17 protein-coding genes and 1 pseudogene are annotated in these 18,434 nt (G+C 41.1%); 14 read left to right on the top strand and 4 right to left on the bottom strand.

Going from position 1 to position 18,434, the window contains the following annotated elements:
* The 3 genes and pseudogenes from ACXIUD_RS01280 to deoC all read left to right on the top strand — a co-directional run.
* Window positions 1-134 (top strand): annotated as a pseudogene (locus ACXIUD_RS01280) (IS1595 family transposase); the annotation flags it as partial.
* A 182-nt stretch (window positions 135-316) separates the two neighbouring features.
* Window positions 317-1,525: an NAD(P)-dependent oxidoreductase gene (locus tag ACXIUD_RS01275; protein ID WP_458050830.1), complete on the top strand. Its 1,209-nt coding sequence runs from the start codon at window positions 317-319 to the stop codon at window positions 1,523-1,525.
* Between the two features lie 9 nt (window positions 1,526-1,534).
* Entirely contained in the window at window positions 1,535-2,194 is a 660-nt protein-coding gene (gene deoC / locus ACXIUD_RS01270) for a deoxyribose-phosphate aldolase (protein WP_458050829.1), read from the top strand.
* Here deoC and ACXIUD_RS01265 read toward each other — a convergent pair.
* Window positions 2,151-3,377: a Na/Pi symporter gene (locus ACXIUD_RS01265; protein WP_458050828.1), complete on the bottom strand. Its 1,227-nt coding sequence runs from the start codon at window positions 3,375-3,377 to the stop codon at window positions 2,151-2,153. The two genes, deoC and ACXIUD_RS01265, sit on opposite strands and share 44 nt — an antisense overlap.
* A gap of 309 nt (window positions 3,378-3,686) precedes the next feature.
* Between ACXIUD_RS01265 and ACXIUD_RS01260 the strand changes: the two genes are divergently transcribed.
* Together ACXIUD_RS01260 and ACXIUD_RS01255 are read left to right on the top strand one after the other, a co-directional pair.
* Window positions 3,687-4,820 carry a hypothetical protein gene (locus ACXIUD_RS01260; RefSeq protein ID WP_458050833.1) on the top strand — a complete coding sequence of 378 codons (1,134 nt, stop codon included), beginning with the start codon at window positions 3,687-3,689 and terminating at the stop codon, window positions 4,818-4,820.
* Window positions 4,821-4,874: 54 nt separating this feature from the next.
* Entirely contained in the window at window positions 4,875-5,318 is a 444-nt protein-coding gene (locus ACXIUD_RS01255) for a nucleoside deaminase (protein ID WP_458050832.1), read from the top strand.
* Here ACXIUD_RS01255 and ACXIUD_RS01250 read toward each other — a convergent pair.
* Window positions 5,204-5,440 carry a hydroxyethylthiazole kinase gene (locus tag ACXIUD_RS01250; RefSeq protein ID WP_458050831.1) on the bottom strand — a complete coding sequence of 79 codons (237 nt, stop codon included), beginning with the start codon at window positions 5,438-5,440 and terminating at the stop codon, window positions 5,204-5,206. The two genes, ACXIUD_RS01255 and ACXIUD_RS01250, sit on opposite strands and share 115 nt — an antisense overlap.
* 231 nt (window positions 5,441-5,671) lie before the next feature.
* Between ACXIUD_RS01250 and ACXIUD_RS01245 the strand changes: the two genes are divergently transcribed.
* From ACXIUD_RS01245 to ACXIUD_RS01235, 3 genes are all read left to right on the top strand, one after another.
* Window positions 5,672-6,274 carry a superoxide dismutase gene (locus tag ACXIUD_RS01245; protein WP_458050827.1) on the top strand — a complete coding sequence of 201 codons (603 nt, stop codon included), beginning with the start codon at window positions 5,672-5,674 and terminating at the stop codon, window positions 6,272-6,274.
* A 207-nt stretch (window positions 6,275-6,481) separates the two neighbouring features.
* Complete coding sequence (locus ACXIUD_RS01240; RefSeq protein ID WP_458050826.1) at window positions 6,482-8,911, top strand: outer membrane beta-barrel protein; 2,430 nt, start codon at window positions 6,482-6,484, stop codon at window positions 8,909-8,911.
* A 60-nt stretch (window positions 8,912-8,971) separates the two neighbouring features.
* On the top strand, window positions 8,972-10,300 hold the full coding sequence (locus ACXIUD_RS01235) for a serine hydrolase domain-containing protein (protein ID WP_458050825.1): 1,329 nt from the start codon (window positions 8,972-8,974) through the stop codon (window positions 10,298-10,300).
* Here the strand turns inward: ACXIUD_RS01235 and ACXIUD_RS01230 are convergent, their stop codons facing one another.
* On the bottom strand, window positions 10,301-12,013 hold the full coding sequence (locus ACXIUD_RS01230; protein ID WP_458050824.1) for a capsule assembly Wzi family protein: 1,713 nt from the start codon (window positions 12,011-12,013) through the stop codon (window positions 10,301-10,303). It abuts the gene before it with no gap.
* Between the two features lie 4 nt (window positions 12,014-12,017).
* Window positions 12,018-12,701: a hypothetical protein gene (locus tag ACXIUD_RS01225; RefSeq protein WP_458050823.1), complete on the bottom strand. Its 684-nt coding sequence runs from the start codon at window positions 12,699-12,701 to the stop codon at window positions 12,018-12,020.
* Window positions 12,702-12,866: 165 nt separating this feature from the next.
* Here ACXIUD_RS01225 and wecB point away from each other — a divergent pair, with 165 nt between their 5' ends.
* The 6 genes from wecB to mgtE all read left to right on the top strand — a co-directional run bounded on the left by wecB (window position 12,867) and on the right by mgtE (window position 18,428).
* A complete protein-coding gene (gene wecB / locus ACXIUD_RS01220; protein WP_458050822.1) occupies window positions 12,867-13,961 on the top strand; it encodes a non-hydrolyzing UDP-N-acetylglucosamine 2-epimerase in 1,095 nt (364 codons plus the stop codon).
* On the top strand, window positions 13,958-14,086 hold the full coding sequence (locus tag ACXIUD_RS01215; RefSeq protein WP_458050821.1) for a hypothetical protein: 129 nt from the start codon (window positions 13,958-13,960) through the stop codon (window positions 14,084-14,086). Before wecB ends, ACXIUD_RS01215 begins: the two co-directional genes overlap by 4 nt.
* A 5-nt stretch (window positions 14,087-14,091) precedes the next feature.
* A complete protein-coding gene (locus tag ACXIUD_RS01210; RefSeq protein WP_458050820.1) occupies window positions 14,092-14,778 on the top strand; it encodes a response regulator transcription factor in 687 nt (228 codons plus the stop codon).
* Window positions 14,775-16,139 (top strand): HAMP domain-containing sensor histidine kinase, encoded by a 1,365-nt coding sequence (locus ACXIUD_RS01205; RefSeq protein WP_458050819.1) that lies wholly within the window; start codon window positions 14,775-14,777, stop codon window positions 16,137-16,139. The genes ACXIUD_RS01210 and ACXIUD_RS01205 overlap by 4 nt, the downstream gene beginning before the upstream one ends.
* 194 nt (window positions 16,140-16,333) lie before the next feature.
* A complete protein-coding gene (locus ACXIUD_RS01200; protein WP_458050818.1) occupies window positions 16,334-17,050 on the top strand; it encodes an MgtC/SapB family protein in 717 nt (238 codons plus the stop codon).
* Window positions 17,051-17,054: 4 nt separating this feature from the next.
* On the top strand, window positions 17,055-18,428 hold the full coding sequence (mgtE, locus tag ACXIUD_RS01195; protein WP_458050817.1) for a magnesium transporter: 1,374 nt from the start codon (window positions 17,055-17,057) through the stop codon (window positions 18,426-18,428).
* Window positions 18,429-18,434 lie beyond the last annotated feature (6 nt).

The following is an 18,434-nucleotide window of genomic DNA, read 5'->3' as shown; positions in this document are numbered from 1 at the left end:
TGATATCAGAAAGGATGATGCAGAACTATCTTGATGAATTCTGTTATAAGCTCAACAGAAGATATTTCGGTCAAAAACTATTTGACAGGCTCATCATTGCTTCTATTTATCCATACTGGCATGATTGCGGATAATCATATTTCTTTTTATATTCAAGCTTGCAAATAGCGAATGATGAAGGTAAAACACCACCCAAAATAAAATCAAATAAACATATGAACTATCCATATTGCGAGTATTTTAGCTACTTAACACGCAAAGTAGCTTAAAAGTCCCCATCAAACCCAATAACCCAGTTTTTTTATCCCAACCCAGTATGAAAATAGGCATCATCAAAGAAGGTAAAGTACCGCCTGATAAGCGAGTTCCCTTTACACCAAGTCAATTAATATTTCTGCAAGACACCTTTCAAGATCAGTTATCTTTTGTTGTTGAGAAAAGCGCTGTTAGGTGTTATACAGATGAGGAATATTTGGATGCAGGTATTTCCGTTGTAGAGGATATCAGTTCATGTGATTTACTAATGGGTATCAAGGAAGTTCCAGTAGAACAACTGATTCCAAATAAGCGCTACATTTTCTTTTCGCATACCATAAAGAAGCAGGCCAATAACCGAAAGCTTCTACAAATGGTGTTGGAAAGAGGAATCAGTTTGATGGATTATGAAATCTTAGTGGATGAACAAGGTGCTAGAACTGTTGCATTTGGCAAGTGGGCAGGAGTTGTTGGGGCTTATAATGGTTTATGGACTTATGGGAAAAAGTCAGGTTTGTATGATTTGAAGCGCGCCTTTGAATGTTTTGATCAAGATGAATTGACTCAAGAGTTAAAAAAGGTACAATTGCCACCCATCAAGATAGTAGTGACAGGCGCAGGTAAAGTCGGTCGAGGTGTATTGGAAGTATTGGAAAAGGTTGGTCTCAAGCAAGTGTCAACACATGATTTTCTCCATGTTTATTACGATGAGGCAGTATTTACAGTATTGAGTACTTCGGACTATAATCGGAGAAAAACAGACGGAGGATATGACCGTCAGGAGTTTTACAAAGCCCCTCAGCTTTACGAAAGCCATTTTCTCAAATTTGCAGAAGTCAGTGATATTTTTATTGCTGCCGCTTATTGGGATAGGAGAGCACCTCGATTATTTGAATTGAAGGATATACAGTCAGAAGATTTCAATATTTCTGTGATTGCAGATATTACCTGTGATGTTGACGGAAGCGTTCCGACGACTTTTCATCCGACTTCTATTATGGATCCAGTCTATGATGTGGATAGACAAAACTTATCAGAGATTCCTGCCTTTGGAAAGCAGACAAGTATTTCTGTGATGGCAATTGACAACTTACCTACTGAATTACCAAGGGATGCCTCAGAGGATTTTGGCAATCAATTGATTAAACACTTTATTCCAGAGCTACTCAAATCCTCATCCCAAGTCTTGGATAAAGCTAGTATTACCAAAGAGGGAGACCTGACCATTGAATATATTTATTTACAGGATTTTGTAGAAGGAAAAGAATAACACAAGCAAATGAAAAATCTGAATCGATACATAGAACAAACAGTCTTAAGGGCCACCCTAGTAGATGCGGACATTGAACAATTAGTGGCAGAAGCCAAACAACATGAGTTTGTTGGCATCTGTGTACCCCCATTTTGGGTAAAAAAAGCCAAGCGTGAAATTGGAGATGCGCCTATTCAGTTGGTGACTGTTGTGGGGTTCCCCTTGGGTTATCATATGACAGAGACAAAGGTCTTTGAGACGGAGTTGGCTATCAAAAATGGAGCCGATGAAATCGACATCGTATGGTCTATTACAGCCTTCAAAGCGGGTATGAATTGGCCAAAGATCGAACTTGCTAAAGTAGCCCAATTATGCCACGAGCATGAACGTATTTTGAAAGTAATTATTGAGACTGCGTACTTGTCAGATGAAGAAATCATCCAAGCATGTAAAATCTGTGCAGAAGCGGGGGTAGATTATGTGAAGACATCCACCGGATTTGCACCTGAAGGAGCCAAAGAGAAGCATATTAAATTGATGCGGGAAAATCTCCCAAGTTCGGTTGGGATCAAAGCTAGTGGTGGAATTAAAACTTACGAACAGGCAGTCAAACTGATTCAGGCCGGGGCAGACCGAATAGGTACTAGTTCTGGGGTTCAGCTAATGGAAGCGGCTCAACAGGAGTAGGTGCCTTTTCTTCTGGATTGCTAATCAGCTCATTTTTCCTGAAATCCTTCCAGCTCATTTCTGAGATGTTTTCATCTTGGTTAAAATAAATGAGCAGGAAAGGGATGATGAAAAAAGTAAATAAAATATAGGCAAAACCAACAAGTCGGGTCTTGACAGACTCTGTTCCGATAAAGGTGGAGATTCTTACCGGGATATTTCTGATAGGAGTAAATGGTAAGAAAATCATCGCTCCAATGATATTGAACAAAAAGTGCATCATGGCAAGAGCGATTGCCGCTTCATTTTTATACAGGGCAGCAATCGCCGCCGTAATCGTAGTTCCAATATTAGCTCCAATGATAAATGGAAAGGCCTTTAGCAAAGAAACTTTTCTATTGGCAACGGCAGGTACGATTAGCGATGTAGTCACCGTACTTGATTGTACAGCTGCCGTGAAGAATACCCCGTAGAAAAAAGCCCAAAAAGGCTGCTTGAAGATAAACTTACTTACTTTGGCATAATTTGAAGATATGTAAGATTTGAATACCGTATCTGATAGAAATTTGATGGCAGCAAATACCAATAAGATACTGAGAAGCATCATCAGAATGGGGGAGCTGATCAAGTTTGATATCCAAAGTGTAATAGGCCTTGTGAAAATTACATTGTACGCATAGTCTGAGGCATATTTGGTGTTGTTTTCAAACAAGGCATGTGTCAAGTAAGATGCTGCTGAGCTCAACAAACCAAAATATATTTCCAAAGGAAAAAGGATAAGTACGGTTAAAATATTGAAGACGTCGTGTAAAACTCCGGCAGATAAGGCCTTTTTAAACTCATTCTTTTTCATGATGTATGAAAAGGCTACAAGCGTACTTGTGATGGTAGTCCCGATATTGGCACCCATGACCATGGGTACAGCTTGCTGCAGTGTAATGGAGCCCGAAGCCACTACTGCCACGATCATAGCAGTCACTGTAGAACTGCTTTGAACCATCGCTGTAATCAAGAGTCCAATGAAAAGCCCCACAAAAGGGTTGTTTGTTGCTTGAAAAATCTCTCTCGCCAGATCAGAATTAAGTTTGGTCATTGATACTGACAGCATGTCAATGGAGAAAATAAACAGCAATAACCCCAATAATAGTATAGCTATTTTAAAAATTCTCTTGCGTACAGTATCTTTTGCGACCTTTTCGGACATGTCAATGATGAGGTCTACTATGCCTCAATGTTTGCTAATTTGAACGCAAAATAAACGGTTGGAGATGTAAGTGTAGGCTTTTTCCATGTGAAGATATTGTTAACATTCTCTATCCTGGAGGGGATTTTTAGGGAAAAATTACCCAAATGAGCTGATTATTAAATCTTTTGAAAGGTTTAAAGCTGATGGACTTGCATCTGGGTTGAAATTGGCAGATTTGCATTTAAAAATCACTTAACAATAAATTAATATGGCTACCAAATAATCTTCTTTAACTTTGTGGCGAAGTATACCTTCTTAAGCTTTCAAATGGCCAAGAAAATCGACCAAAACATTAATCAAGATGCCTTATCAAAGGTCTCTTATGCACTTTTTGACTTTACCAAGCAGGAAAAGACTTTTCTGATTGTTATCTGTATTCTGGTATCTTTTGCAGGAATCATTACCCAAAACACATATATAGCTATGTGGTTTGGTTTTGCTCTTGCTGCTTATTCAGCGATCGCCAATGATAGTATTCAGACCATTGGTACGTTTATTGCCTCCAACCAACAACGCAAGTGGTATTGGTTATGGCTGTTTATGGGCTTGATCTTTGTTGCGACAGTGACTTACAGCTGGATTGTATTTGATGGAGATGTTTCCTATCAACGTCTGCAAGTGCCTGGTCTTGACAAAGCACCTGAAAGCTTCGTCTTTCTCCAATTAGCAGCTCCAATTGTTTTATTGGTAATGACACGGATGCGAATGCCAGTGTCTACCACCTTTTTACTTTTGAATGTATTTACCTACAAAGGCGGTACTATCATCGATGTGATGAAGAAAAGCTTTTTGGGTTACCTTTTGGCATTTGTAATAGCCATCTTTGTGTGGTTCATCATCGAGCGTTTTGTCAAAAGCTTCCTCAAGGGTGAAGCTAAACCATATTGGTATATATTACAGTGGTTTACCTCTGGTATTTTGTGGTCTGTTTGGATTATGCAAGATGCCGCTAATATCGCTGTGTTTTTGCCAAGACAGCTGAACATTTATGAGTTTTTGGGTTATACAGGCTTTATCTTCATTGGTTTAGGATTTTTGTTTTACCTGAAAGGGGATAGAATACAGTCGATTGTCAATGAAAAGACCCGGGTAACCGATGTGCGTGCAGCTACACTGGTAGATTTTGTATACGCAATTATTTTGTTCTATTTCAAAATGGCAAGTAACATCCCAATGAGTACTACTTGGGTATTTATTGGATTATTAGGTGGACGTGAGTTGGCCATTGCCTATGCCAAATCTTCCAAGTTGAAGAAAAGAAAAGCGAGAATCTACAGAGCCTACACCTTGGCACGAAAAGATATCATTAAAGCTACACTCGGTTTATTGGTTTCCTTGATTTTGACGCTAATCATCAATGAGGGAGTCAGAAAAGAATTTATCCAGTTATTTGGGTTCTAAAAAAATCTCTCCAAAAGGCACATGATTTCAAATGTGCCTTTTTACTTTGTACCCATGGAATACCAAAGTGATGAATTTTACATGAATGAAGCCCTCAAGCAGGCTAAAATAGCGTTTGAAGAGGGAGAGGTGCCTGTGGGTGCAGTAATTGTTTGTAGGAATAAAATCATCGCCAGGGGCTACAATCAGACCGAAAAATTAACAGATGTAACTGCCCATGCAGAGATTTTAGCCATTACAGCAGCTGCCAATTCCCTAGGAGCAAAATACTTGAATGAGTGTAGATTATTTGTAACCTTGGAACCATGCATCATGTGTGGTGGAGCGCTTTTCTGGTCTCAAATTGGAGAAATCAACTTTGCAGCCTCTGACCCAAAGCGGGGCTATTCCCAACTTGAAAAGTCCATTTTGCATCCCAAAACAAAGATAAAATCAGGCATATTAGCTGAAGAGTCCAAAGCACTTTTGGATGCTTTTTTCAAAAACTTACGGCAGTAAGGGGTGGCACCAACCCCCACTGGGTCGAGTACCCAAGGTCTTCGAGTAGCATGCGCATGTGCCGCTGCCTGTAACATGCTATCGGACCAATACTCATCTAGTGTACCGATAATATCCACCATTGCCCCAACAATAAATACCATGTCCGTTACCTCGGAGTGGGTATGGTCCAATCCCCCATAAAGGACAAAAGTACATTTGAAGTCGTGTTTACCACCTTATAATTAGTAATGCAATTGATAAAGTCTACTCTTTTTTGAAGGAAATCGAACTTTTTAAAAGCTTGTGAAGTTGGTAAGATGTGGCTTTTGAGAAGCCTTTTAATAACGTTTTAACCTAAACTATAATAATTTATGGCATTTGAACTTCCAAAATTACCGTATGACTTTAATGCGCTAGAGCCGCATATCGATGCAAAAACAATGGAAATCCACCATGGTAAGCATCACAATGCTTATGTAACCAATTTGAACAATGCGATTGCCGGTACAGATATGGAAAGCAAGTCATTGGAAGAGTTGATGACAAACGCCGGTGCGAATGCTGCCGTTAGAAATAACGGTGGAGGTCACTACAACCACACACTTTTCTGGGAAATTCTTTCTCCAAACGGCGGTGGTGCTCCTACAGGCGAATTGGCTGCTGCAATTGATGCTAAATTCGGTTCTTTTGATGCCTTCAAGGAAGAGTTCAACAAAGCTGCAGCTACAAGATTCGGTTCAGGCTGGGCTTGGTTATCAGTGGCTAACGGTGAATTAGTCGTAAGTTCTACTCCTAACCAAGACAATCCATTGATGGATGTTGCCGATGTAAAAGGTACACCAATCCTTGGCTTGGATGTATGGGAGCATGCATACTATTTAAACTATCAAAACAGAAGACCTGATTACGTAGGTGCTTTCTGGAATGTGGTTAATTGGGAAGAAGTAAGCAAGAGATACGCTGCTGCGAAGTAATCCAGCAAACTAGAATTACAAAGCCTTGGGAGAACTCTCAAGGCTTTTTTTGTACTCATTACGTACACAAGTCTTGTTCGATAGTGTACACTTTCATTTTCCTTTTTATTGAAAAACAGCTTTTAAAGGCTTTAAGGAGGTTTTTTTGAATTGGCATCCAATTTTCTATGCTGTTGGTACAAGACAACAATCTAAACCAACGCGATTATGAATACTTTCCAATCAATTTTTGCCTCTCTACTCTTCTTTTTTTTGGGGTTGAGCAATCTTGCTGCTACCGAGCTTTCTACCATTTCGGGTAAAGTGGTGGATGAAAAAGGTCAGGGAGTTCCATTTGCCAACGTTGCATTGGTAGAGTTTGCAACGGGTAATTTGCTTACAGGTGATGTAACCCAAGAAGATGGCTCCTTTGAAATAGAGTCTATTCATGCAGGGAAAATGCTTTTGGTGATTTCATCCATTGGTTATGAAACTTTTAAGACAGAAGCATTTGATTTGGTAGCGGGATCCAATAAAGTCTTCGATACTATCCGGATTGCAGAGGAGATGGGCAACTTGCAAGAGGTGACCGTGAAAGCAAGTAGGCCGGAAATCATTGTAGAAGCGGATAAAACCACCGTAAATGTCGAAGGAACTGTATTAGCCGAAGGAAATACAGCTTTGGATGTCATCGGTCGCTCACCTGGAGTGTACATCGATGAAAATAATACGATCAATTTGAACGGCAGACCTGGGGTAACGGTCATGATCAATGATCGCCCTACGTACATGTCATCCACTGATTTGGCTAATTTTCTCCGTTCCATGCCTGCCGACAATATCAAGAGCATTGAAATCATCAACAATCCATCTGCACGCTTTGATGCGGAAGGAACTGCCGGTGTCATCAATATACGTCTGAAAAAGAATAACATTGACGGAATGTTTGGGAATGTTAATGTAGGCGGCATGTACAATGGTCTCTACAGTCCCAATGCTGGAGTTTCTCTCAATGTCAAAAAAGGGAAGTGGACCAATAATGCCAGCTTGAATCACTCCCAGTTTAACATGGTCAATGAATTGGATATCACCAGAAACTTCCAGTTGGATGAGGGGAATTCCCGATTTGATCAAGGGAGTTTGATTACCATGCGCAATAAAAACTACTTCTTTACAGGAGGTTCAGATTATCAAATCAATGACAAACACAGTGTGGGAGGAAGTGTACAAGCATCTCAAAATAGTGGAGATAATCAAGGAAATTCACTCACACAAATTGCCAATCCAGGTGTTGCTGATCTATTTTTTATAGAATCGCTCAACGATGAAAATTCTCGAAATAAGCGCTTTTTTGGCAACCTTCACTATTTGGGTATCTTGGATTCTTTAGGTACAAAGCTATCATCTGATATAGATTTTACACGCATGCGCTCCGACTCCGAAGGTTTGCTGAGCAATATGAACTGGATGAACGAACCTATCAATGTATCCAGAGATTTTATCCGAACTCTGAACGATATGGATTACCGGATCTTCACCGCTAAAGTGGACTTCACCAAGCCATTTGGAAAAGGCAGGGTATTGGAAACAGGGGTGAAGGGCAGTTGGGTTAAGTCTGATAACAATTTAAACCTAGCTAAGGCTGTAGAAGAGGAACCATTTATGCCCGATCCAAATAGTAATCAATTTATTTACGAGGAAAATGTCTTGGCTGCCTATGCCAATTATAGAAGTAAGTTTTCCGAGAAGGTCTCATTCAATGCAGGTTTACGAGCCGAACATTCGGATATTACCGGAACTTCCTTGACATTGGATCGACTGGACAAGCAAAACTACTTGAGCTTATTTCCAAGCGTTTCTGTACAGCAAGCGATTAGCAAAGATTATCAAATCATTTACAATGCCAATAGGAGAATAGCCAGACCCAATTACCGATTACTGAATCCATTTGTATTCTACATCGATCCATTGACCACGGAGCAGGGAAACCCTAACCTGCGCCCACAATTTGCGCATAACCTGGAAATGAATCATGTGATTAAAAATGCGTACCAGTTTACCTTAAGTTATTCCTTAACCAATGATGTGTTTCAGCAAATCTTTACTCAAGATGAAGAAACTCGAACCACTACCACATTTACGAGTAACTTAGATAAGGCGCAAAACTTCAATTTCCGTACGATGATTCCAGTGGAAATCGCCAAATGGTGGAACTCCAATCATATGTTGCAGGTTACCAATTCCCGATGGAAATCCATGATTGGAGATGCGCTATTGGATGTAGCACAAACATCTCTCACCTTCCGAACCCAGCATAATCTCACATTACCAGCTGGATTTAAGGCAGAAATCGTAGGGATGTATATCAGCCCTGCGCAGTATGGTCAGGCCACCATCAAAGGTTTTGCTTGGGTAGATGCGGGTATTTCCAAGAATTTCATGAAAGAAAAATTGAGCTTGACGGTCAATGGTACAGATCTCTTTGCCTCACAGATTATCCGTGCCAATGTACAATTTGATAACATTGATACGCAGTTCAGGCAATACAGAAATACCCAAGGAGTGAGAGTTACCCTTCGATATAAGTTTGCTCAAGGTGAAAATTTCAGAATTGCCAATCGTTCTGGTAGCACGGAGGAAAGAAATCGATTGGATTGATGTATATTTATAGTTCTCGTCAGCGACCAAATGCTGACGAGATTTTAAAATTGCAAAGCCATGATAAGAAATTTCTTCACTCTACTGATCGTGACACTGATGTTGACCCATGGAGCTATGGGTCAAACATTTTCTACAGAAAAGCTTGATGCCTATTTTTCTTCGCTCGAAGCTGCAGATAAATTGATGGGCTCTGTTCTTTTAGTGCAGGATGGGGACATACTTTATCAGCGCTCCCTAGGATATGCAGACTTGGAAAGAAAGTTGAAGAATAACTCTTCAACAGCGTATAGGATCGGATCAATCAGCAAGATGTTCACGGCTGTTTTGGTGCTTCAAGCAGTGGAAGAAGGGGTGCTACAATTGGATGAACCGATTGTAAACTATTTCCCTGAAATACAAAATTCTAGACAAATCACGATTCAACACTTACTTCAACATAGAAGTGGGATCAAAAGCTTTACCGAGAATCCTGCCTATTTAACTTGGCATACTACAGCACAGACAAGGGATTCTCTTTATAAAATAATCCTAGCTCAGGGATCGGAGTTCAGTCCTGATTCCAAAGCCAACTATTCAAATGCCAATTATGTACTGTTGACTTGGCTATTGGAAGATGTGACGGGTAAAACTTATGACAACTTACTCCAGGAAAAAATCATCAAACCTTTACAGTTGAGCAGTACTCGCTTAGGCAGTAGTAGTATCAATTCGGATGCTAATCAAGCACTATCCTACACGATGTTGGCTGATTGGACTGTATCCCAGGAGACAGATTTATCGATTCCTTTAGGGGCAGGTGCAATTATCAGCAACTTGAGCGACCTGACTCTATTCATTCAAGGGCTTTTTGATGGCAAACTCCTTAAGACCGGCTCCTTGGAGCGAATGAAGGATATTAAGGATGGGTTTGGATTGGGTATGTTGAAAATACCTTTTTATGAGCATATGTCCTATGGGCATACCGGTGGTATTGATGGCTTTCGTTCGATGTTAGGGTATTTTCCTGAGCAAAAGTTTACATTAGCTATCGTGAGCAATGGGGCTGATTATGATATTAATCTTGCAGCTTTAGCCGCACTTTCAGCCTACTTTGGAAAAGATTTTGAAGTGCCGACATTTGAAGAGGAACCTATAGAAGAGTCCGTATTGGAGCAATTGATCGGGGTTTATAAATCTAGCATTTTCCCACTTGAAATCACTATTTCTCGAAAAGGAAACCGATTAATGGCCCAAGCCACCGGTCAATCTGAATTTCCATTGGCTCACGAAGGTGATTATTTATTCAGTTTTAATGCAGCTAATTTGACCATGCAGTTTGTACCAGAAGAAGGTACTATGACTTTCAAGCAAGGAGGAATGACTTTCGAGTTTTCGAAAAAACCCTGATTACTTGAGGATATAGGCTAGGCCTAGTGTCGCTACCCAATTGTTTCTATCCAAGCCGGGCACAAAATAGCTGTCCGGCTGATTTTCTAAAAACCAGGTATAGTTGAGAGTATTGACATAGCGCACATGCGTATTGACCAATAAGTTGCCAAATCTCCAATCGGCTACCAATGCAGGGACTAAGTCTACGTATTTGATTCTCCAATCTTTGGAAGCCTCAAAGCGGAAGTAATAAAAGTCATTATTGTACACAATGCGCTCAAATTGGAAGGCAACACGGTTGAAATTCTTTACCCACCCTAGTTCTATCCAATTTACATTGGCAGCAGGACCATACCCAACACCCAAAACCTGTCCTTGATGTGTATACCCATGTCGCACATGGTCATGAATATACCAAGTATCTAAGTTTCGGATACTTTCACGAATAGTTTGACCAGTTTGGGTCATTTCAGCACTGATTTGTAAAAAGCTATCTCCTTTTTTCAATGGCATCAGGTTGGTAAACCCAAGTGTAAATCCTCGATTTCTCTCAGGAGTGATGATAAAGTCGGCAAATCTTCGGCTATTTCCATTGGTGCCGTACTCCCCATAAAACTCAAAATGTCCCTCTTGACTCATCCAGCGGAAAAATCCTGAACTGAATTGCTGTCTTCGATCGCGGATAGGGTTGGGCATATTGCTGAGTCGTTTTTGTCCATTGAAAAAGGGTACATGGTCACCCAAGTTTTCCAAGTCCTCTGTGTACACATTATTGGTAGCTGAATAGCCGAGAAAAAGTCCCGGAACCCATTTTGGTTGGTAACTGAGGATGATACCAGACAGGTTTCTGTTACCATTTTCTCTTTTTGGTCTGAATACATTCGTGCGCTGTATAAACAAGTCTGAATGTGGGGGTAAATGACCGGAAGCCCTCAATTGACCTGCGAGAATTAACTGTCCTTCAAAACTTCCAACAGGAGTTTTTTGTGGCTTGGTTGTATTCAATGTTACGTGCGTAAATCCGGGAGCATTATTGCCCAAAATCAAAGAGTTTTGGCGAGCGGGGCCCCACCATACATTTTCAGTTGACACACCAACCGAAAAACCATGTGTATTGAATCGAATGCTGGATTGCCCAGGCAATAAACGTGCGATCGGATCCTCACCCATGCGTTCAGGCATATCTATACGGTTTAGGTACTCATAATAGTACAAGATGGTAGCCTGATGCTCGATGGGAAATCCTAAAAAGTCTCTGTTTTGTGCTTGGTGAAATTCTGGTTGTAATTGTAGGCTCAACTTGCCATACTGAAAGTAAATTCCCGCAGAAACCACGTGCTGAAAACCACGATTAGGTATCATGGCTCCATTGTTTAAGCCGAAAGCATATTCGGAATTAAATTGTGTGCGGGTAGTTATGGGCATCGCTAAAAGAATTGCCTGTGTACCATCATGGTCTGTAAACTTCCGATTGAATACCGAGGTATCAAAGTCTTGGAATGTGCTATCCAAGTCTACACCTGTGTATCGGTCAAAAGCTGAAACAGGGAAAAGCGGACGAATAGCCATAGAAGAATTCCCATCAATTTTCCCTAAAAGCTGAGCTCTGCGCATGTATTCTTCCATTACAGGAGTATTCAAGGGGAGCGTTTGGGCGCCTAACTGAGGAAGGTGGGTAAATCCAATTAACAAGATAATCACCGAAAAGATTGTCTGACGTAGCTGTTTCATAGTCTTAGATTACAACCATGGTGGTTACTTTGATTTTATTGATAGACCAGCTTTCGTCGCAAATCGGATTTGGATTTTCAAATTGGAACAACTCATCCCCAAATGTAATGGATATACTATTGCCTGTATGAGGTACCATCTGAACAATGCGATACCGTGTCGTATAATTTTGAAATGCACCAAAGATGCAAAGCCCAGGAAGATTGGTTTGTATAGCACCGCTTTTGGGGAAGTGCTGACGTAAATAATTATCTGGATAAGATTGTCTTAGACAAAAAGTGGACTCACAAGGAGAGTTGGAGAAAGTAGTGCGAAAGACCTCTTGATCATCCACTTTCATATACCAAAAATCTGGCCCGTTGAATCCATCATCCACATTGCCGTCCCAACTATCATGGGCAAGCACTTCTACTTCAATCTTTACTACATTATGACCTGGAAGACCGTCGATAGTCAAGATACTCTCTTCATTGTTGAAAAAGCCCAATAAGGTATCTCCTTGGAAGATAAATAGTTTGGCATTGACTATTCCAAATAGGTCTAGGGTAGAAAAATCATTGTCATACACTACCTCTTGGCTTTCCAAGCGATCACTGTGACAGGAGTTCAGTAAAATCCCGAAGAGTATGCAAAAAAAGCTGATCTTAAAAAGACTTGTAATTCTAACCATCATTGATTGGGTGTTCATATCCCACATTAATCCGTTCCGCGCTGTTCAAATAATTGAAATCGATGACAAATTAACGAAAATTCTTTCAATTTTAGTGTAGTTAAAGGGGTTGCTTCATTCGCTTTGGGTTGGGTATCGGTATTTTTTATCCTTAATTTGTGTAAAATTTTATAGTTAAGCGATATGATTCAACTGACATTAGTTGCTGGAGCAAGGCCCAATTTTATGAAAATTGCTCCCATTGTTCATGCCATTCAAGCCAAACAACAAGCAGGTTTCGAGATCTCTTTTCGATTAGTGCATACAGGACAACACTATGATAAAAAAATGTCCGGTGATTTTTTTGAGCAATTGAATATCCCTGAGCCGGACGCCAATCTTGGTGGAGGTGGAGGAACTCAAGCCGAGCAAACAGCCGCTATCATGGTAGCTTTTGAGAAAGAATTGCTAACTAACAGACCTGACTTGGTTATTGTAGTCGGGGATGTGACCTCTACTTTGGCCTGTTCCATTGCAGCCAAAAAATTGGTGATAGATGTAGCCCATGTGGAAGGAGGGATTCGCTCTGGAGACTTAAGCATGCCAGAGGAAATCAATCGAATGGTTACTGACTCCATTACAGACCATTTTTTTACTACCTCGGAAATAGCCAATACCAATCTTCGCAAATTAGGTTTCGATGATTCATCGATTCATTTTGTGGGAAACACCATGATAGACACCTTGATGGCCAATATGCCAAAGTTTAGCAAGCCTGAGGGAGAGATCTTTGATCAATTGGAAGTGGGAAATTATTTTGTCATGACCATGCACAGACCGGCAAATGTGGATCAAGAGGAGAAACTCAAAGAAATGATTGATGCAATTTTGACCGGGACGGGCGATTTGCCGATTATTTTTCCCGTGCATCCACGGACAGCCAAAAACTTGGAGCAGTTGGGTATTAGCTCGCCGCGCTTGCACATGACCGAACCACTTTCCTACTTGGAGTTTAATTATCTAGTCAAGCATGCAAAAGGTGTCATCACCGATTCTGGCGGCATTACGGAAGAAGCTTCAGTTATGAATGTGCCTTGTATTACCCTAAGAGACAATACCGAACGGGCTGAAACTGTACATTTGGGCACGAATGAATTGGTAGGAACTAATCCTGGTAACTTGGCGCCGTATTTGAAAAAATTGATGGCAGGTGAGTGGAAAACCTACCAAGGAATCCCGCTGTGGGATGGAAAGACCTCAGAAAGAATTGTAGATAAAATCATTGAGCTTTACGCATGAACACGACAATAAAACGCTTGGTATCTCAGTTGGGATTGCTACCGCATCCCGAAGGAGGCTTTTACAAAGAAGAGTTGCTGGCTAAATGGCCGGAAAATGAACCGATCATTTCTAGACTAACCTAATTTCTATGGCCTCACAATTACTGCTTATCGAAGATGATGAAAGGCTCTCCTCCGTGATCAAGAAAAGTTTGGAGGAGGAAGGCTATGCTGTCTTGGCTGCTTTTGATGCAGAAATGGGCTTTCGCCTCTTTGAGAGCCAGGTTTTTGATTGTGTGATTACGGATTTGATACTTCCCCGAGGAAGTGGCTTTGAGTTGTGTAAAAAAATCAGAGCAAGCGGAAGTGCGGTTCCTATCATCATGTTGACAGCCTTAGGGAAAACAGATGAAAAATTAGAAGGCTTCGACGCAGGAGCGGATGATTACCTGGTCAAGCCTTTTGATCTGAGGGAATTGGTGGCACGAATCAAATCACTTTTGAAACGTAGCAGTTCGGAAAAAATTACGCAATCTACTGAGTTAGCGTACTCCGAACTTTCCATTGACTTTCATAAGAAAAAGGCATTTCGCAAGGGAGAGGAACTTGCCCTGACACCCAAAGAATACAACCTCTTGGAATACTTCATGAAGCATCCCGAGCGGGTGATTTCCCGGGAAGAGATTGCCAAAGAGGTTTGGAATTTAAATTTTGATACCGGAACGAACATCATTGATGTGTATATCAATTATCTTAGAAAGAAAATTGATAAGCCCTTTGAGTTCCAACTCATCTACACGCGGCCCGGAATGGGCTTCATTCTGCAAAAGCCATGAACTTAAAAATTAGAATAACGCTTTGGTTTACAGCACTGACAGTGCTTATTCTAGTGATTTTCATGGGGATTATTTATTTTTCTGCCTACCAAAACAGGCTTTCCGAATTTTATGAGATTTTAGAAAAGGAAGCCATTACCAAGGCTAATCTGCTATTGGATACCTCTCTAGATGCTGAGACTTTACAGACAATCTATCGCAAAAACAAGGAAATCCTCTATGAGGTAGAAGTTGCTATCTACAATGATGCGGAAGAACTCATCTATCATGATGCAGTGGATATTGACTTTGTCAAAGAGACCCCCGAAATGTTTGAAGCTATCAGGAGAAGTAAGCAACTCAAGTTTTTGCAGGAAAACTGGCAGGTATTGGGATTTGTCTATGAATTTGATGACCAAAAGTACCTGATCACCTCTGCCGCGTATGACTACTATGGTTACAATAAACTGCAAAATGTACGCGATACGATGATTATCTCACTTTTATTAGGTTTGGTGCTGTTGGTACTCTTGGGATTTTACTTTTCGAAGCGCATGTTGAGTCCAGTTTCTGAAATGATCGTAGAGGCAGAATTGATATCCGCATCTAACCTTCACCTTCGGTTAAGAGAATCTGCCAATAAAGATGAATTGAATCAATTGGCCCAGACATTCAACAAGCTTCTGGAGCGACTAGAGCGGTCTTTTGATTCGCAGAAGCAGTTTGTCTCTTATGTTGCCCATGAGGTGAGGACTCCCTTAGCAGCGATGATTACGGAACTGGAGTGGGTCTTGCAGAAAGATAGAAACCTTTCCGAATATCAGTCTACCATTGAAAACATCCTTCAGGATAGCCATAAATTAAGCAAATTGACGAGTGACTTGTTAGATTTTGCGAAAGCCAATTATGATCGCTCAGAAGTTAGATTTAAGGAAACAAGGATTGATGAAGTATTATTGGAGGCAAGCCAGCAGGTACAGCAGGAAAATCCGGATTATAAAATAGATATTGAGTTTGGGGCTGGGTTTGAAGACCAAGAGGTAAGCTTGGAAGGCAATGAGTACTTATTGGTTTTGGCCTTGAAAAACCTCATACACAATGCTTGCAAATTTTCCAAAGAAAAAAACTGTCAGGTGGCAGTAGATGTCAGGGGATTAATGATTCAGGTCACTATCAAGGATCAAGGAATAGGTATTCCACAGAAAGAACTCAGTAAAATTTTTGATCCATTTTTTAGAGGAACAAATAAAAGCTTTTCAAAAGGTTCTGGGATAGGATTGACCCTTGTGAAGAAAATCATAGATCTTCATGAAGGTTCCATTGAAGTGCAGTCCAATGTAGGGAAAGGCACATCCATCAATCTCCAATTAAGAACGATGTAAGTTTTCTAATGGAATTCTAATATTTCTTTAATACCCCTTTAACAGCCTTAGGGAAGGCTTTGTCGTACTTTTGTAAAAAATCAATTCGCACTATGGACCCTGCGCCCTCAGTTCCCTCTTGTTTTAGCTGATTCCTGCTCCTTTGTTTTTGGAGCTAGTTGAGTCACTCATCTGCCAAAAGAAAGGAGTAAACCATGACACTTACAGAATTCACTTTACGATTGCTGACCGCATTTATTCTTGGAGCCGCTATTGGCTTTGAACGTCAATGGCGGCAGCGTAGCGCAGGACTGCGAACCAATACCCTCGTTTCCCTAGGCGCAGCAGCTTTTATTTTATTGTCTGCTTCCTTGACTGGTGAGTTTGGGGACCCATCGAGAGTGGCAGGGCAGATTGTAACAGGGATTGGGTTTTTGGGAGCGGGAGTCATTATGAAGGATGGCTTAAATGTCAGAGGCCTGAATACAGCAGCTACAATTTGGTGTTCGGCTGCGGTTGGTTCTCTTGCAGGTGTGGGATTGTATGGGGAGGCATTGATTACAGCCGCCGTGGTTATGTTGGCCCATGTGTCCTTGAGACCGTTGGGCCATAGGATCAACGATGTTCCCGGTCAACCAGCAGACGATAATGGAGGGGTATTTTCTTACAGCTTCCAGATCAAATGCTTGGACAAGGTTGAAAATCATCTACGAGTGATGCTATTAGAAACGCTCAAGTCTGATGGGAATTTACGGTTACAATCCTTGAAAAGCCGAGATAATGGAAATCCAAAGCATGCCTATGTGGAAGCGCGCGTGGTATCGCAAGGAAATAAGGACAGAGTAATGGAGCAGCTGGCTGGGAAGCTTACGCTGGAATATGGAGTGATGGAGGTCAGTTGGGAAATCAATAACATGGAAACAGAGGGCTAATGGTATGAAGGATAATCTAGAAAAATGGATAGTACTTTCAGAAAAGCAAAAAATCAGAGAGCTGAGGAGTGCTTTTCAGAAAATGACTGCTAGGGAGATTGCAGATACCTTAGAGCCTTTGGAAGAAGGGAGTGTATTGGAGGCTTTAGACGGCTTTGACTATGAGCAACAAGCAAAAATTGTTTCTGCTTTTGATATCATTCGGCAACTGCGTTTTTTTCAGAAGATAAGCAAAAAAAGATTTGCACCCATCTTTGAAAACATGGCCTCTGATGACCGCTGTGACCTGTACCAACATATGAGTCAGGAAGAACAAGCGGCAATCCTACCTTACCTATCAAAGGATGTTCGTGAGGATGTGATCAAGCTTAGTAGCTATCCACCGGAAACTGCTGGAGGTATCATGAGCACCGATTTTGCTACGGTACTTTCCAGCATGAGTGTGGAATCAGCCATGGCAAAGGTCAGAAGAGACTCCCCCTCTAAAAAGATGATTTATTACATCTATGTGGTGGACAATCGGATGAAATTGGTGGGTTTTGTCTCACTCAAGGATTTGATTATGGCCTCACCAACACAATTGATCAGTGATATCCTGCATGCTCAATTTGTATCTACTCAGGTGGATGAAGACCGCGAGATCGTAGCCAAAAAAATCGAGGATTATGATCTTTTGGCCATTCCTGTACTCAATAATGGAGGCCAACTAGTGGGAATCGTCACCCAAGACGATGCTATAGAAGTAATCCGTGCCGAGCACACAGAGGATATGGAAAAATTCATGGGTATCATGACGGAGAACGCAGATCATGATTACATGCATACTTCCAGCATGCAGCACTTCAGAAAGCGGGTGGTTTGGATTGTTTCGCTCGCCGCCGTAGGTATTATCTCTGGGATGATTATTCATCGATTTGAATCCACTTTAGAGGCGTTAATTATCCTTGCACTATACATGCCTATGGTGGCTGATACTGGGGGTAACTCAGGTTCTCAGGCAGCAACAGTAATTGTACGAGCCTTAGCATTGGGGCAGATCAAACCTACCCAATGGTTCAAAATTGTCTTTAAGGAATTCAAGATTTCCACTATGTTGGCGGTGTGTTTAGGTGTTTTGGCCTTTTTGAAAGTGTTGTTTTTAAGTTGGGAGACAAGCATTCCATCCGAATATACGCTCTTTCAATTAGCATTTGTTATCAGTGCGGCCCTCTCATTACAAGTGATCACAGCTACCTGTATAGGAGCAGGCTTACCCTTGATTGTCAAGAGATTTGGAGGAGATCCAGCTGTAGCAGCTTCCCCAGCGATTACCACCGTGGTGGACATTACCGGATTATTGATTTATTTCTCAGTAACTGTCACATTATTAGGGCTATAATTAAAC

This window comes from Mongoliitalea sp., assembly GCF_054166905.1.
This window is presented reverse-complemented; position numbering and strand designations above follow the sequence as displayed.

What these genes read in the sequence shown, in the direction of transcription:
- ACXIUD_RS01215 (WP_458050821.1), top strand. Translation starts at nt 13,958, where the DNA reads ATGAACACGACAATAAAACGCTTGGTATCTCAGTTGGGATTGCTACCG.
- ACXIUD_RS01265 (WP_458050828.1), bottom strand. Translation starts at nt 3,377, where the DNA reads ATGTCCGAAAAGGTCGCAAAAGATACTGTACGCAAGAGAATTTTTAAA.
- ACXIUD_RS01245 (WP_458050827.1), top strand. Translation starts at nt 5,672, where the DNA reads ATGGCATTTGAACTTCCAAAATTACCGTATGACTTTAATGCGCTAGAG.
- ACXIUD_RS01200 (WP_458050818.1), top strand. Translation starts at nt 16,334, where the DNA reads ATGACACTTACAGAATTCACTTTACGATTGCTGACCGCATTTATTCTT.
- ACXIUD_RS01255 (WP_458050832.1), top strand. Translation starts at nt 4,875, where the DNA reads ATGGAATACCAAAGTGATGAATTTTACATGAATGAAGCCCTCAAGCAG.
- ACXIUD_RS01225 (WP_458050823.1), bottom strand. Translation starts at nt 12,701, where the DNA reads ATGAACACCCAATCAATGATGGTTAGAATTACAAGTCTTTTTAAGATC.
- ACXIUD_RS01240 (WP_458050826.1), top strand. Translation starts at nt 6,482, where the DNA reads ATGAATACTTTCCAATCAATTTTTGCCTCTCTACTCTTCTTTTTTTTG.
- mgtE (WP_458050817.1), top strand. Translation starts at nt 17,055, where the DNA reads ATGAAGGATAATCTAGAAAAATGGATAGTACTTTCAGAAAAGCAAAAA.
- wecB (WP_458050822.1), top strand. Translation starts at nt 12,867, where the DNA reads ATGATTCAACTGACATTAGTTGCTGGAGCAAGGCCCAATTTTATGAAA.
- ACXIUD_RS01205 (WP_458050819.1), top strand. Translation starts at nt 14,775, where the DNA reads ATGAACTTAAAAATTAGAATAACGCTTTGGTTTACAGCACTGACAGTG.
- ACXIUD_RS01260 (WP_458050833.1), top strand. Translation starts at nt 3,687, where the DNA reads ATGGCCAAGAAAATCGACCAAAACATTAATCAAGATGCCTTATCAAAG.
- ACXIUD_RS01235 (WP_458050825.1), top strand. Translation starts at nt 8,972, where the DNA reads ATGATAAGAAATTTCTTCACTCTACTGATCGTGACACTGATGTTGACC.
- deoC (WP_458050829.1), top strand. Translation starts at nt 1,535, where the DNA reads ATGAAAAATCTGAATCGATACATAGAACAAACAGTCTTAAGGGCCACC.
- ACXIUD_RS01230 (WP_458050824.1), bottom strand. Translation starts at nt 12,013, where the DNA reads ATGAAACAGCTACGTCAGACAATCTTTTCGGTGATTATCTTGTTAATT.
- ACXIUD_RS01210 (WP_458050820.1), top strand. Translation starts at nt 14,092, where the DNA reads ATGGCCTCACAATTACTGCTTATCGAAGATGATGAAAGGCTCTCCTCC.
- ACXIUD_RS01275 (WP_458050830.1), top strand. Translation starts at nt 317, where the DNA reads ATGAAAATAGGCATCATCAAAGAAGGTAAAGTACCGCCTGATAAGCGA.
- ACXIUD_RS01250 (WP_458050831.1), bottom strand. Translation starts at nt 5,440, where the DNA reads ATGGTGGATATTATCGGTACACTAGATGAGTATTGGTCCGATAGCATG.